Source organism: Mesorhizobium sp. Root102, from assembly GCF_001425625.1.
Classification (GTDB): domain Bacteria; phylum Pseudomonadota; class Alphaproteobacteria; order Rhizobiales; family Rhizobiaceae; genus Mesorhizobium.
The window spans coordinates 146,952-160,864 of the sequence record NZ_LMCP01000046.1 but is presented as its reverse complement, the minus strand read 5'-3'; the positions used below and the strand labels follow the sequence as shown (position 1 = coordinate 160,864).

Here is a 13,913-nt window from a genome sequence, read left to right as displayed (position 1 = left end):
AATCATCCTCATACTTTTGACCGCACTGCTTTCACGGGGACACGTCTCATGATCAAGTCCGAACTTGTGCAGATTATTGCCACGCGCAATCCGCATCTTTTCCTGCGCGACGTCGAAAACATCGTCGGCGCGATCTTCGATGAAATCACCGACGCCCTTGCCGAAGGCAACCGGGTCGAGTTGCGTGGCTTCGGCGCGTTTTCGGTGAAAAACCGTCCCGCCCGCACTGGCCGCAATCCGCGCACCGGCGAATCCGTCGAGGTCGAGGAGAAGTGGGTGCCGTTCTTCAAGACCGGCAAGGAATTGCGTGAAAGGCTGAACGGCGGCAAGTAGGCGTGGCGTCAGCGCCAGACGGCCTTTCGGACAGGCCAGCTTCCGACAGAAAACATCATGTTCAATCGCTTCATTCTCATCGTGATCTTCGTGCCGTTGGCGATCATCCTGATCGCACTGGCCGTTGCCAACCGCGAACTGGTCGCCTTCACGCTGGATCCGTTCAACCCCGGAAATCCGAAGCTGACGCTGACTTTGCCGCTGTTCATCTTCCTGTTCCTTGCGCTCGCCATCGGCATGATCGTCGGCAGCCTGGCAACCTGGGTCAAGCAAGGTCGCTACCGCAAACTGGCGCGCCAGCGTGGCGTCGAGGCCGAGAACCTGCGCCAGGCGGTCAGCCGTACGCCGGCGGCACCGCAAAGCCCAATCCAGGGGTCGGCCCAAGGGTCCGCCCAAGGATCGGCATTGCCGAAGCCGACCACTTGAACCGCCGGTCGGCGGTTTTGTCCCCACGGAGTTTTTCATGCTGACCATTTCGGCCGCAGAGGTCGACCATGCGCTGACCTTTCCCGGACTGGTCGAGACGCTGCGCACGGCGTTTCGCGACGGTGCGGTGCAGCCGGTCAGGCACCATCATACGATCGAGCGGCCCGACGGCGCGGCCTCGACCCTGCTTTTGATGCCGGCCTGGACCGATCTCAACGCGGCAGGCACATCGGCCGGTGGCCACGTCGGCGTCAAGATCGTCACCGTTTCGCCCGACAACAACGCCATCGGCAAGCCTGCGGTGATGGGGCTCTATCTCCTGCTCAATGGCGCCACCGGCGAACCTGAAGCCTTGATCGACGGCCAGCGGCTGACCCAGTGGCGCACGGCCTGCGCTTCGGCGCTCGCGGCCTCCTATCTCGCTCGCGACGATGCCTCGCGGCTGCTTGTGGTCGGCGCCGGCGCCCTGTCGCCTTTCCTCGCCAAGGCGCATTCTGCCGTGCGGCCGATCAAGACCATCCGCATCTGGAACCGCACCCCGGCCAATGCCGAGAAGGTCGCGGCCGATCTGCGCGCCGAGGGCTTCGCGGCCAGCGCGGCAATTGATCTCGATGCCGAACTTGGGCAGGCCGATATCGTCTCCTCGGTGACCATCACGACGACACCGCTGATCAAGGGCGCATTGTTGCGGCCGGGAACCCATGTCGACCTGGTCGGCGGCTTTACGCCTACGATGCGCGAAAGCGATGACGATGCGATCAGGCTCGCCCGCGTCTATGTCGACACCCGCGCCGGCGCCACCAAGGAAGCCGGCGACATCGTCCAGCCGCTGGCTTCCGGCGTGCTGAAGCCGGAAGCCATCGTCGCCGATCTGCACGAATTGGCGCGTGGCCAGAAGAAGGGGCGCGAGGGCGCCCGTGAGATCACGCTGTTCAAGTCCGTCGGCGCGGCGCTCGAGGACCTTGCCGCCGGCATTGCCGTCTACAAGGCGCTCACTGCCTAGTTCGCCGGTATAGCCATCTTGGCGCCCATCGCCTCGGCGATCACACGAAAATCGTGATCCCCGATTTCGAAAAGGCCGAAGCGAAGCTGATAGCCCCAGTTCGACCTGCCGGCGGTGAAGTGCAGCCTGTCGAGTAACGGCTTGACGCGCTCATTTCTGTTCCCCATCAACCTGTTCCCCGTCGGACAGCCAGTAGACGCGCAGGCGATGACTGTCGGGATCGAGCGCGACAAAAGTGCGGCCGAAATCCATGTCGGTCGGTGTCTGCAGGATCGTCAGCCCACGCCCGGACCAGTCGGCATGGGTGGCATCGACGGCATCGGACGTATCCAGCGCAAAGACGATTTCGGCGCCGCCACCTGCCGCGGCAGCCGCCGGCTCCACCGTATGGCGCGACCAGAGCCCCAGCTTGAAGCCGTTGTCGAGCACGAACAGCACGAAGGTCGGCGCGCTTTCGACCGGCTCACGATCGAGCAGCGCGCTGTAAAAGGCACCGCTCCGTTGCGGCTGGTCGACATAGAGGATGATGAAATTCGGGGCGGTCATATCTGCTCTCCAAGGTGTTTCAGCGTTTCGGCTTGGCGAACATAGGATTGGCCACTGTCAGATTATGGCAGTAGCCATCACGAACCGCGTGGCCTGTCGAGCGTCGCCCGCCATTCCTTGAGCAACGCCTGGCGACGACGCGGATAGCGTGTGTCTGTTGCTTGGAGCCCGGCGATGCGATCGGCGCGAAAATGCCGGAAGTCCTGCCGCATCTCGCACCACGCCACCACCACCCGCACCTTGTCGAAGAAGGCCAGCGCGAACGGCCAGACCACACGTTCGGACGCAGCGCCGTCGGCGTCGCGGTATAGAAAGCCGAGCTTGCGCTCGTTGCGGATGGCCTGCCGCACCAGACCAAGGTCGATGCCCTCGATGGCCGCGGCGGGAGGGCCAACCAGCAGTGTGCTCGCATCGAGATCCTCGCGCAGATCGTCCGGCAGCACGGCAGCGATCTTGGCCAACGCGTTGGCGGCGGCGGCCGAGAGACGCTGGTCCGGCTGCTTGGCGACCCAGCGCGAGCCGAGCACCATGGCTTCGATCTCCTCGTCGCTGAACATCAGCGGCGGCAGCATGAAGCCCGGCTTGAGCACATAGCCCAGCCCCGCCTCACCCTCGATCGGCGCACCCTGGCCCTGCAGCGTTGCGATGTCTCGGTAGAGCGTGCGGATCGAAATCCCAAGCTCATCGGCCAGCGCCTGCCCGCTCACCGGCCGGCGGTGCCGACGCAGCGTCTGGATCAGATCGAGCAGGCGTTCGGAGCGGGACATCCGGCAGATTTGCCTGTTTCTTTGACATTGGTCCATCGCCGCCCGACATAAACCGGAAAGGCCGCCGTGTCGGACTTGGTTGCGAAGCCGGTTGCCCTATGTCAAAAGCGGCCACGCCGCTCGGAGTTGCCCCCGCTTGAAGTCTTTTCGCGACAAACGCCGCGACAACCGTCCGCATCCATCCGCGAAGGGTGCGGCGGACGTGTCACGTCCGCGCCCCGTTCCTGCCAGAACGGACGCGCAGCCGCGCGACCGGCATGAGGCAAAGATGGACGACCGTTCCGAACCGAAACCGGCGCCGCGCGTTCTTGCCCGCCGCGACGGCGTCCTGCCCGCTGAACATCTTCCGGTGATCCTCGAAGTCGCCCCGAATGCCGATTATGCGCTGCTCGACAGCGGCGCCGGCCAGAAGCTCGAACAATACGGCCCCTACCGGATCGTCCGGCCCGAGGGCCAGGCGATCTGGCAAAAGGCCTTGCCGGCGAAAGACTGGGAGCGCGCCGACGCCATCTTCACCGGTGATACCGACGAGGAAGGCATCGGCCGATGGCGCTTCCCCAGGACGCCGCTCGGCGAGACCTGGCCGATGAAGCATGACGGAATCGATTATCTCGGCCGTTTCACCTCGTTTCGCCATGTCGGCGTCTTTCCCGAGCAGGCCTCCCATTGGGACCATATGGCGGGGCTGATCGCGGCGGCGAAGCGGCCGGTCAAGGTGTTGAACCTGTTCGGCTATACCGGTCTTGCCTCGTTGGTGGCGGCCCGCGCCGGCGCAGAGGTCACCCATGTCGATGCCTCGAAGAAAGCGATCGGCTGGGCCCGTGAAAACCAGGAGAGGGCCGGCCTCGGCAGCAAGCCGATCCGATGGATCGTCGACGACGCGGTGAAATTCGCCGAGCGCGAGGAGCGCCGCGGCAGCCGCTATGACATCATCCTGTTCGACCCGCCGGCCTATGGCCGCGGCCCCAAGGGCGAGGTCTGGCAATTGTTCGAGGACCTGCCCGATTTGACCGACCTTTGCCGCGCGATCCTGACGCCGAAGCCGCTCGCCGTGGTGCTGACCGCCTATTCAATCCGCGCCTCCTTCTTCGCCATCCATGCCTTGATGCGCGACACCTTTGCCGGCATGGGCGGCAAAATCGAATCGGGTGAACTGATCATCCGCGAAAAGTCCGCCGGCCGGGCGCTTTCGACCTCATTGTTTTCGCGTTGGGTGGCCTGAATGAACGAGCGGCACGCAGGCGCACCCGGGCAGGTGAAGGAAGTCACCAGCCTCGCCAATCCGCTGGTCAAGGACATCAAGGCACTCGCGCAGAAGAAATTCCGCGACCAGCAGAACGCCTTCATGGCCGAGGGACTGAAGCTGGTCATCGATGCGCTCGATCTCGGCTGGCAGATCAGGACATTGGTTTTCGCCAAGGCCGGGCGCGGCAACGCGGCGGTGGAGAAGGTCGCGGCACGCACGGTTGCCGCCGGCGGCATGGTTCTCGAAGTGTCGGAAAAGGTGCTCGTAGCCATCACCCGTCGCGACAATCCGCAAATGGTGGTCGGCGTCTTTTCGCAAAAATTCCTGGCCTTGAAGGATGTCCGCGCTGACAATGGCGACGTCTGGGTGGCGCTCGACCGGGTGCGCGATCCCGGCAATCTCGGCACCGTCATCCGCACCGTCGATGCCGTCGGCGCCAAGGGCGTCATCCTGGTCGGCGACACCACTGATCCTTTCTCCGTGGAGACGGTGCGCGCCACCATGGGTTCGATCTTTGCCGTGCCGGTGGCCAAGGCGACAACCGAGGCTTTCCTTGCCTGGCGAGGCGGGTTTTCAGGCCTCGTCGCCGGAACCCACCTGAAAGGTGCCGTCGACTACCGCTCGGTCGATTTTTCCCGCGGGCCGGTGCTGCTGATGATGGGCAACGAGCAGCAGGGACTGCCAGAAAGCCTGGCTGCGAGTTGCGACAGGCTGCTCAGGATTCCGCAAGCGGGCCGTGCCGATTCCCTCAATCTGGCCGTTGCCACCGGCATCATGCTGTTCGAGATCCGGCGGGGCGCGCTGAAGCTCGAACCAATCGTGGATCAGCAATGAAGGTTGCCTGCCCGTGAGATCATGGTCTCCCTACGCGCTGCTCGTCGTCGCTGCCATAGCGCTTGACCAGTGGATAAAACACCTGGTCGAGACCGGTCTGCCTTTTCAGGAAAAGCTCGATCTGGTGCCCTTCCTGGCGCTGTTTCGCACCTACAACACCGGCATCGCCTTCTCGATGTTCTCGTCTTTCGGCGACACCGGGCTGATCGTCATTTCGCTTGCGGTCGTTGCGTTCGTGCTGTTCCTGGCGACGCGAATCGCGCCGTCCCAGATCCTTGCCCGCACCGGTTTTGCGCTGATCGTCGGCGGTGCGCTCGGCAATCTGATCGACCGCGCCGTCTACGGCCACGTCATCGACTACATCCTGTTCCACACGGCGGTCTGGTCCTTCGCCGTCTTCAACCTTGCCGACGCCTTCATCTCTGTGGGTGCGGCACTGGTCGTCTTCGATGAACTGTTCGGCTGGCGGCGCGAGACCAGGCCTTCAAACGCCAAGCCTTTCAAAGCCAAGCCTTCCAAAGATTGACCCCGTGCGGCCATCGCCGCACTGTTCATGTCGCCAAACAAGATCGCGGAGAAAGAGATGCCCGAAACCTTCAAAGCCATCCTCGTTTCGCGCGACGCCGAGAAAAAGCAGTCGGTAATCGTGACCGATCTCACCGAAGCCGACTTGATGGAAGGCGATGTCACCGTCGCAGTCGAGGCGACGACGGTGAACTACAAGGATGGCCTGGCGATCACAGGCAAGGCGCCGGTGATCCGCCGCTGGCCGCTGGTGCCGGGCATCGATTTCGCCGGCACCGTCATCTCGTCTTCCAATCCCGACTGGCGCACCGGGGACAAGGTCATTCTGAACGGCTGGGGCGTCGGCGAAACCCATTTCGGCGCCTATGCCGGCCGCGCGCGTGTCAAGGGCGACTGGCTGGTGCCGCTCCCGCAAGGCGTCAGCCCGCATGACGCGATGGCCGTCGGCACCGCAGGCTATACCGCCATGCTCTGCGTCATGGCGCTGGAGCGGCACGGTATCCTGCCCGATCGCGGCCCGGTGGTGGTAACAGGGGCGGCCGGCGGCGTCGGCTCGGTCGCGGTCTCGATCCTGTCCAGCCTCGGCTACCATGTCATCGCGTCCACCGGCCGCAATGCCGAAAGCCCCTATTTGATCAACCTTGGCGCCGCCGAAGTGATATCGCGCGAAGAGCTTGCCCAGCCGGCCAAGCCGCTGGCCAAGGAGCGCTGGGCCGGCGGCGTCGACGCCGTCGGCAGCCACACGCTGGCCAATGTGCTGTCGATGACCTCCTATGGCGGCGCGGTCGCCGCCTGCGGCCTGGCCGGCGGCATGGACCTGCCGACCAGCGTCGCTCCTTTCATCCTGCGTGGCGTCTCATTGCTCGGCATCGATTCGGTGATGGCGCCGAAGGCAGTCCGCCTCGAGGCATGGCGCCGCATCGGCACCGATCTCGATCTGCAGAAGCTCGCCAGCCTGTCCAGGACCATCGGTTTCGACGGCATCATCGATGCCGCGCGCGACATCGTCGACGGCAAGATTCGCGGGCGCGTCGTCGTGGACATGTGAACCGCTCGACTGCCGGAGAAGGCGGACGGAAATCGCCATGTCTGGTGGCAAATCCGCCGCCGCCTCGGCAAAAAGCGCTCATCCGCTAAAATTCGAACGATCCGCCGCAATTTTCCATAATCTCTGTCTGGCAAGGATTTCGCATGATCGCGGAATCCGGCAGCCAAGAGGCGGACACTGGCGACGACGTCGATGCGGCGCCCCCGCCGACGTCGACGCGGCGCTTTGTCGCCGCGCCGTCGCTGGTGCCCGAACCGGAATTCTCCAGGCGCGAAAACCTGCCCTTTCTGACATTCGTCGCCATCGTGGTGGTGGCCGGCCTGGCGCATCTGACCGGGGCACCGATCTTCATCAGCGTCGCATTGCTGGCAACCGGCCTTGCCGGTCTTGCCATGCATCTGCGCACCAGGCGGAGCGAACACCGCACCGCCGCCCTTCTTGACGAAACCACTGCCCGCAGCCGCGCCGAGATCGAGACGCTGGCCGACCGCATGTGGGAAATGCAGGAGAGCGATGAGCGCTTTCGCGGCCTGATCGACGCGCTTGGTGATCTCGTCATCCATCGCGACCGCGATGGCTACATCGTCTATGCCAACAAGGTCTTCGCCGATCTCGTCGAAATCGATCAACGCGACCTTGCCGGCAAGACCCTGGCGGAACTCGGCATTGAGGTCGGCATCGTTCCCGATGCCGCCTTTTCCGACCATGAGTGCCTGAGTTCCACCGATGTCGCCATCCGCACGCCGACCGGCCCGCGTTGGTTCTCGTGGATCGAACTGTCGGTGCGTGACAAGGACAGCGATGCGGTTTCGCATCGCGCGATCGCTCGCGACATAACCGCCCGCAAACGCGCCGAATCCTCGCTGATCACCGCACGCGAGCGGGCCGAATATGCCAGCCAGGCCAAATCGCGCTTCCTCGCCACCGTCAGCCATGAAATTCGCACGCCGATGAACGGCATCATGGGCATGGCCAGATTGCTGGCCGACACCAGCCTGTCGCCGGAGCAGCAGACCTATGTCGGCGCCATCTCGACCTCGGCCAGCGCATTGCTTGCCCTGATCGAGGATCTTCTCGACTACTCCAAGATCGAAGCCGGGCGCTTCGACCCGGAGCCGCAGCCGATGTCGGTGCGCGAGATCGCCGACAACATCATCGAGTTGCTGGCCGCGCGCGCTTTCGCCAAGGGCATCGGGCTGGGCTGCCATGTCGAACCCGACGTGCCGCAGTTGATCACCGCCGATCCGGGCAAGGTCAGGCAGGTGTTGCTCAACCTTATCGGCAACGCCATCAAGTTCACCGACAGCGGCGGCGTGTTGGTGAGCATCGCACGCGCGCGCACCGAAACCAGCGACCGCGTATGCTTCACCATCGCCGATACCGGTCCAGGCCTGCATGATCAGGATCTGGATCGCATTTTCGAGGAGTTCGAGCAGGCCGACGGCACGTCGACGCGCACGCATGGCGGTGCCGGCCTCGGCCTTGCCATCTCCAGGCGCCTGGTGGCCGCCATGGGCGGCACGATCTCGGTATCCAGCCGGCTCGGCCAGGGATCCGAGTTCGTCTTCGAAATCCCGGCGATAGCGGCCACCGAAGCGCCGCAGGGCCGCCAGAACGCGCTCTCGGGCAGGCGCGCGGTGATCCTGTCGAAAAACGCCGTCGAGGCGGACGCCATCGCCCGCACCATCCGCGCCAATGGCGGCGCGGTCGACGTCGCCATCACTGCCGCACAGGCCGCGGCCTTCGCCGCAGGCTGCGATGTGATTCTGGTCGATGCGGCCATGGAAGAAAGCGACGGAAGGCTGCTCAAGCGCCTGCGCCAGAGCGGCTTTTCCGACTGCGAGGCCATCACACTGATCGCGCCTACCGACCGCGGCATGCTTGGCGAGTTCCGCGCCAGCGGCTACGCAACGTTCCTGGCCAGGCCAGTGCGTGGCGGAACGCTTCTGCGTGTGCTGTTGAGCAGCCATGCCCCCAGCCTCGCCCAGCCGCAGCCGGAAAGGCGCGGCGCGCCCATGCTGCGCGCCGTCGGCAACCGGCAGCGGGGCCTGTCGGTGCTGATCGCCGAGGACAATGACATCAACGCCATGCTGGCCCGCGCCACGCTGCTGAAGGCCGGGCATCGCGTCAAGGTGGTCGGTAACGGCAAGGCCGCCGTCGAGGCCGTCACCGGCGCCGGGCACAGGGACCGCTTCGATGTGGTCTTGATGGATCTGCATATGCCGGTCATGGACGGGCTGGACGCGATTGCCGCCATCCGCCGCCATGAAGAAGAAACCGCCGTGTCGCCGGTGCCGATCATGGTGCTGTCGGCCGACAGCCAGGAAAAGACCCGCCATGCGGTGCTGGCCCATGGCGCGAGCGGCTTTGTCACCAAGCCGCTCGACCCTGAGGCGCTGGTGAATGCGGTCGAGGGACAGGTCGTCGCGGCCTGAGCTTTCCACCGCCATTCCGCGCCGCGCGATCACTAAAACGTAGCCGGTTGATCGTATTCGCCAGCCGACGAAGTATTGCCCACGACATCGTATCACGGTACTGTCACAATCCTGTTGCACCTACACCGTATCCCCGTGCCAAGAGGGATGGCTCGAAGGAGAATCACTCGTGCATACAGTTATGCCGGAATGTGACACTCGGCCGAACGCCAGCAGCGCCTTGCTTGCCGGACGTAACGTCGATTCCGTCACAAGGGGCGCGGCACTGGGCCGTATAGGCAATCTTGAAGTGCGGCTCGCTCGCAACGAGGCAGAGATCGCGGCCGCGCAGGAAGTGCGCTACCGGGTGTTCTACGACGAACTAGGCGCCAGGAAGGACCTGTTCCAGGCCCATGACCGCCGTGATGCCGACCGGTTCGATCCGCTCTGCGACCATCTGCTGGTTTTGGACACCACGCTTTCCGGTCCCGAACATCGCCGCATCGTCGGCACGTATCGGCTGCTGCGGCAAGAAATCGCGGCCACGGCCGGAGGGTTTTATTCGGAAGGTGAATTTGAGCTGACCAAGCTCATCGCTCGCCACCCCGGCCAGCGTTTTCTCGAACTCGGCCGCTCCTGCGTTTTGCCGGAATACCGCTCGAAGCGCACCATCGAGGCGCTGTGGCAAGGCATCTGGGCTTACATCAACCATTACGAGATCGGTGTGATGACCGGATGCGCGTCCTTCCACGGCACCGTGCCGGCGGCGCATGCCGAGGCACTCACCTACCTCGCCCACCACTGCCGGACCAATTCGGCCTGGGATGTGCGCGCGGTATCCGGGCGCTACTGCTCGATGGATCTGATGCCGATCGAGGCGGTCAATGCCAAGGCGGCGATCGCCGCGATGCCGCCTTTGGTTAAGGGCTATCTGCGCGTCGGTGCGCGCATCGGCGACGGCTGCGTCATCGACCGCGAATTCTCGACGGTCGACGTCTTCGTCGTGATGCCGGTCAAGGAAATCGGCGCCCGCTACGTCAATTATTATGGCGGGGAAGCCCAACGCTTCGCTGCCTGACGCTAGCGAATAGCCAGGCGCTACGCCGCAATCCTGCGGACTGCTATCCCCTATTCGCTACTCCCTATTCCCTCTCTTTACGGAATATCTTCCGGCCGCCGGCCGGGTCGGCTCTTGTAGGACGGAAACGACCAGCCGAATTTGAGCGCGCCGCCGCGCACTAGGAACGCCGCCGCAAAACCGGCGAGGTCCGAGGCGAGCGGCGGCAGCCCGGCAAGATCGCCAAGTGTGTAGAGGCCCGCCCCCGCAAGGGCTGCTGTGACGTAGATTTCGGGCCTGAGCAGCACCGATGGCTCGCCGGCAAGGAGGTCGCGCAGAATTCCGCCGAAAGTGGCGGTAAGCACGCCGGTGACGACGGAGACGACCGGCGAACCGGTAATCGCAAGTCCCTTGGCCGCGCCCATCACCGAAAAGGCGGCGAGCCCGATGGCGTCGAGCCAGAGCAGCCATTTCCAGCGCGATTCGACACGATGCGCGCTGAAGAAGACCAGCACCGCAACCACGGCGCAGATCAGCACATAGCCGGAGTTGGCCACCCAGAAAACCGGCAGGTTGAGGATGACGTCGCGAAGCGTGCCGCCGCCTATCCCGGTGACGCTGGCCAGGAACAGGAAGCCGATAATGTCGAGCTGCTTGCGAGAAGCCGCAAGCGCCCCGGTCGCCGCGAAGACGGCGACACCGGCATAGTCGAGAAGCGCGATGAGGTTCATGAAGCGAACAATGAAAGAGTGAGTAGCGAATAGCGAGTAGCGAATAGCACGAAGCCGCGCAGCAACTCTTGCATATTTCCCTACTCGCTACTCGCTATTGCCTATTCGCTTGTCCGTTCAGGCGTCCTTCTCGGCCTGCTCATTGACAGGCCCCGGCTCGACCGGCGCTTCAGCGGCGGCAAGCTTAGGCCCGCCCTTGGCGACGCCGACCATGGCTGGGCGCAGCACCCGATCGCCGATCGAATAGCCCGGCTGCACCACCTGGACCACGGTATTGGCCGGAACGTCCGGGTTGGGCACTTCAAACATCGCCTGGTGGAAATTGGGGTCGAACTTCTCACCTTCCGGCGCGAGCTTCTTGACCCCGTGGCGTTCCAGCGCCGACAGCATGGCGCGCTCGGTGAGGTCGACGCCTTCGATCAAGGCCTTGAAGCCGGCGTCACCCGACGCCTTGGCCTCGGTGGGGATAGCGTCCAGCGCGCGGCGCAGATTGTCCGACACCGACAGCATGTCACGCGCGAAATTCGCGACCGCGTAGGTGCGCGCGTCATGCACGTCGCGCGCCGTGCGGCGACGCAGGTTTTCCATCTCGGCCGCCACGCGCAGCGCGCGGTCCTTCAGTTCTTCATTTTCCTTCAGCAGCCGCACAAGGGCTTCATAGTCGCCGTCGATGCTGCCTTCCGTGCGCTCGGCAGTGGCCTCGGTCGCCTCGACTTCATCGGGCACGCGTTCGTCTTTTGCCTGGTCGCTCATCGCCGTTTCCCGTCAATCTCGAATGATGTGGATTTTGTGCCCGATATCGAGGTTCGGGAGCCAAAAATCAAGGGGTAAGCGATTGTGGAGGCTATCGGCCAAGGCTGGACAACGACAGGCAAGACATTCGATTTTAATTCAAATTTTACCCTAACCGCCGGCTTTGCTTGCCACAAAGGCGTGATGGGGGAACCATTCCCTTACTGGAGGAGTTTCGAAGCCGACACAGGATTTTGAGATAATGACCCGCAACAAGGGTGAAAAGGCACAAGGGCTGGCCGCCGAGGTCAGGCGTCAGTTCGGTGCCGAAGCGGTGACGCGCTTTATGCGCACCTTGCCGGCCTTCCGTACCGAGGCCGACATTCCTGACCGATTCAGAGAATTGCTCGACCGCCTCGACGGAGCGGAAGACGGTGACGTCGGCCGGCGCCGCCACTAACGCGACAGGCAAATCTTTGCAGCAAACCTCTATCGGCAATAGCCTGAAGAGCCGAACCATCTAATGATGGATCGTTGTGGTTCAAATGGAGGACGTGATGCGCAAGGTTCGATCACCTTATTGCTTTCGGCGCTTGTCGGCCTCGGCGCCGTCACCTTGGTTGCCTTTCCGGCACAAGCACAGGATCTGCAGCTGCAATTGGGCAAACATGGCCTGCTGCTGAAGCTCATGGAAGATTGCGATCCCGCCTATGACGGTTGCGAAGGCCTCGCGACGACCGGCGCAACCGCCGTCAATCGCGAGGCTGCACGGAAGACCGGGCTCTCGACAAGGCGGATCGGATGGGCATCCGCCGGACAAGGATAGAGTCCGTCGGCCGCCGGGAGATCACTGTCCGCGGCAGGCAGGGTGGCGACCGCGTGCGCGTGACTTTTGGCACCGAGCGCGGCTGTCCTATCCTCGATCGCGAATAGAGATCGGCCCCAAGAGTGGGAAACCCGATGCTCAAACAGAAGAGAGAGCATCGGATTCCGAACGATTGGGCTTGAAAGCCAGCCGCTTCGGCAGCGTATCATCAAACGGGTCGATCTGCTGGCGGGCGGGCTCGACCGCCACCACGCGACAATTACGCACAGTAATTTTGCGTGATTGTCGGCTTGCGGTGGCGGGACACCCCGCCTATGCTTCCTGATGAACATGATTTCCCCCGAGGCGGCCGCCAACAGCAAGCGCGCCTGGCTGAAGATTCTGGCGCGCTACAAAAAGCCCGACAGGCGGCGCAGCGCCGTCGAACTCGCCATCACACTCATTCCGTTCGCCGTACTCTGGGGACTGTCTTCGGCGGCCTATGCCTATGGCCATTGGTGGGGACTGGTGCTGATCCTTCCCGCGGCCGGGTTTCTGGTGCGCATCTTCATGATCCAGCACGATTGCGGCCACGGCTCCTTCTTCGCCAATCGCTACGCGGACGACTGGATCGGCCGCGCGCTCGGCATACTGACGCTGACGCCCTACGACTGCTGGCGGCGCGCCCACGCGACGCACCACGCCAGCGCCGGCAATCTTGACGAACGCGGCATGGGCGACATCAGGACGCTGACCGTTGCCGAATACCGGCAAATGTCATGGCGAGGCCGCCTCGCCTATCGTCTCTATCGCCACCCGCTGGTGATGTTCGGGCTCGGGCCGATCTGGCTGTTCATCTTCGAGCAAAGGCTGCCCGTCGGCATGATGCGCGGCGGCCTGACGCCCTGGGTGTCGTCGATGACCACCAACCTTGGCATCGCGGTTGCAGCAGCCATCCTCATCTGGTTCGTCGGCCCCGGCGCGTTCCTGGTGGTCCATCTGCCGATCGTCATCCTCGCCGGTTCGGCCGGCATCTGGCTGTTCTACGTCCAGCACCAGTTCGAGGAAACGGAATGGGCGAAGGATGCCGACTGGGAATTCCAGCACGCCGCCCTGCACGGATCGTCTTACTACGACCTGCCGCCGGTGCTGAACTGGTTCACCGGCAATATCGGTGTCCATCACGTCCACCACCTCTCCGCCAAGGTGCCATGCTACCGGTTGCAGGAAGTGCTGCGGGATTATCCCGAGCTACGCAGCATCGGCCGCGTCACGCTGCTCGAAAGCCTGCGCTGCGTCAAACTGGCATTATGGGACGAAAACCGCCGCAAGCTCGTGTCGTTCCGCGAAGCGCTGGCGGCCGCCTAAGCAATTCCAGGAAAAGTGTGAAACGGTTTTCCCGGGAAAAGCACATGGCGCTTTCCCTTGGGAATTGCGTCAAACAAG

The 13,913-nt window shown here is 63.7% G+C and carries 16 protein-coding genes and 1 pseudogene; 12 read left to right on the top strand and 5 right to left on the bottom strand.

Annotated features, from left to right (window positions below):
- Positions 1–48 precede the first annotated feature (48 nt).
- The 3 genes from ASD12_RS29030 to ASD12_RS29020 are packed head-to-tail and all read left to right on the top strand — an operon-like array spanning position 49 to position 1,762.
- Positions 49–333 (top strand): integration host factor subunit beta, encoded by a 285-nt coding sequence (locus ASD12_RS29030; protein ID WP_006200394.1) that lies wholly within the window; start codon positions 49–51, stop codon positions 331–333.
- A 57-nt stretch (positions 334–390) separates the two neighbouring features.
- Complete coding sequence (locus tag ASD12_RS29025) at positions 391–759, top strand: LapA family protein (RefSeq protein WP_056594970.1); 369 nt, start codon at positions 391–393, stop codon at positions 757–759.
- A gap of 37 nt (positions 760–796) precedes the next feature.
- Entirely contained in the window at positions 797–1,762 is a 966-nt protein-coding gene (locus ASD12_RS29020) for an ornithine cyclodeaminase family protein (protein WP_056594968.1), read from the top strand.
- Here ASD12_RS29020 and ASD12_RS33750 read toward each other — a convergent pair.
- The 3 genes and pseudogenes from ASD12_RS33750 to ASD12_RS29010 all read right to left on the bottom strand — a co-directional run.
- A pseudogene (locus tag ASD12_RS33750) lies at positions 1,759–1,908 on the bottom strand (EVE domain-containing protein); the annotation flags it as partial. The gene ASD12_RS29020 and the pseudogene ASD12_RS33750 sit on opposite strands and share 4 nt — an antisense overlap.
- Positions 1,909–1,912: 4 nt before the next feature.
- Entirely contained in the window at positions 1,913–2,308 is a 396-nt protein-coding gene (locus ASD12_RS29015; RefSeq protein WP_056594966.1) for a VOC family protein, read from the bottom strand.
- Positions 2,309–2,385: 77 nt separating this feature from the next.
- Complete coding sequence (locus tag ASD12_RS29010) at positions 2,386–3,075, bottom strand: YafY family protein (protein WP_056594964.1); 690 nt, start codon at positions 3,073–3,075, stop codon at positions 2,386–2,388.
- Positions 3,076–3,211: 136 nt separating this feature from the next.
- Here ASD12_RS29010 and ASD12_RS29005 point away from each other — a divergent pair, with 136 nt between their 5' ends.
- The 6 genes from ASD12_RS29005 to ASD12_RS28980 all read left to right on the top strand — a co-directional run bounded on the left by ASD12_RS29005 (position 3,212) and on the right by ASD12_RS28980 (position 10,220).
- Positions 3,212–4,297, top strand: a complete 1,086-nt coding sequence (locus ASD12_RS29005; RefSeq protein WP_056594962.1) for a class I SAM-dependent rRNA methyltransferase — start codon at positions 3,212–3,214, stop codon at positions 4,295–4,297.
- Complete coding sequence (locus ASD12_RS29000; RefSeq protein WP_056594960.1) at positions 4,298–5,155, top strand: RNA methyltransferase; 858 nt, start codon at positions 4,298–4,300, stop codon at positions 5,153–5,155. It abuts the gene before it with no gap.
- A gap of 13 nt (positions 5,156–5,168) precedes the next feature.
- Entirely contained in the window at positions 5,169–5,681 is a 513-nt protein-coding gene (lspA, locus tag ASD12_RS28995) for a signal peptidase II (protein ID WP_056594957.1), read from the top strand.
- Between the two features lie 57 nt (positions 5,682–5,738).
- Entirely contained in the window at positions 5,739–6,728 is a 990-nt protein-coding gene (locus ASD12_RS28990) for an MDR family oxidoreductase (protein WP_056594955.1), read from the top strand.
- Positions 6,729–6,871: 143 nt separating this feature from the next.
- Positions 6,872–9,163 (top strand): PAS domain-containing hybrid sensor histidine kinase/response regulator, encoded by a 2,292-nt coding sequence (locus ASD12_RS28985; protein WP_056594953.1) that lies wholly within the window; start codon positions 6,872–6,874, stop codon positions 9,161–9,163.
- Between the two features lie 169 nt (positions 9,164–9,332).
- Positions 9,333–10,220 (top strand): GNAT family N-acetyltransferase, encoded by an 888-nt coding sequence (locus ASD12_RS28980; protein WP_082525740.1) that lies wholly within the window; start codon positions 9,333–9,335, stop codon positions 10,218–10,220.
- 77 nt (positions 10,221–10,297) lie between these two features.
- On the opposite strand, the gene ASD12_RS28975 is transcribed toward ASD12_RS28980, so the two are convergent.
- Positions 10,298–10,930: a trimeric intracellular cation channel family protein gene (locus ASD12_RS28975; RefSeq protein ID WP_056594949.1), complete on the bottom strand. Its 633-nt coding sequence runs from the start codon at positions 10,928–10,930 to the stop codon at positions 10,298–10,300.
- 117 nt (positions 10,931–11,047) lie between these two features.
- On the bottom strand, positions 11,048–11,683 hold the full coding sequence (gene grpE / locus ASD12_RS28970; RefSeq protein ID WP_056594947.1) for a nucleotide exchange factor GrpE: 636 nt from the start codon (positions 11,681–11,683) through the stop codon (positions 11,048–11,050).
- A gap of 238 nt (positions 11,684–11,921) precedes the next feature.
- Between grpE and ASD12_RS28965 the strand changes: the two genes are divergently transcribed.
- The 3 genes from ASD12_RS28965 to ASD12_RS28955 all read left to right on the top strand — a co-directional run bounded on the left by ASD12_RS28965 (position 11,922) and on the right by ASD12_RS28955 (position 13,835).
- On the top strand, positions 11,922–12,122 hold the full coding sequence (locus tag ASD12_RS28965) for a hypothetical protein (protein WP_056594945.1): 201 nt from the start codon (positions 11,922–11,924) through the stop codon (positions 12,120–12,122).
- Between the two features lie 120 nt (positions 12,123–12,242).
- Complete coding sequence (locus ASD12_RS34710) at positions 12,243–12,488, top strand: hypothetical protein (protein WP_056594943.1); 246 nt, start codon at positions 12,243–12,245, stop codon at positions 12,486–12,488.
- A gap of 324 nt (positions 12,489–12,812) precedes the next feature.
- Entirely contained in the window at positions 12,813–13,835 is a 1,023-nt protein-coding gene (locus tag ASD12_RS28955; protein ID WP_056594941.1) for a fatty acid desaturase, read from the top strand.
- The last annotated feature ends 78 nt before the right edge of the window (positions 13,836–13,913 follow it).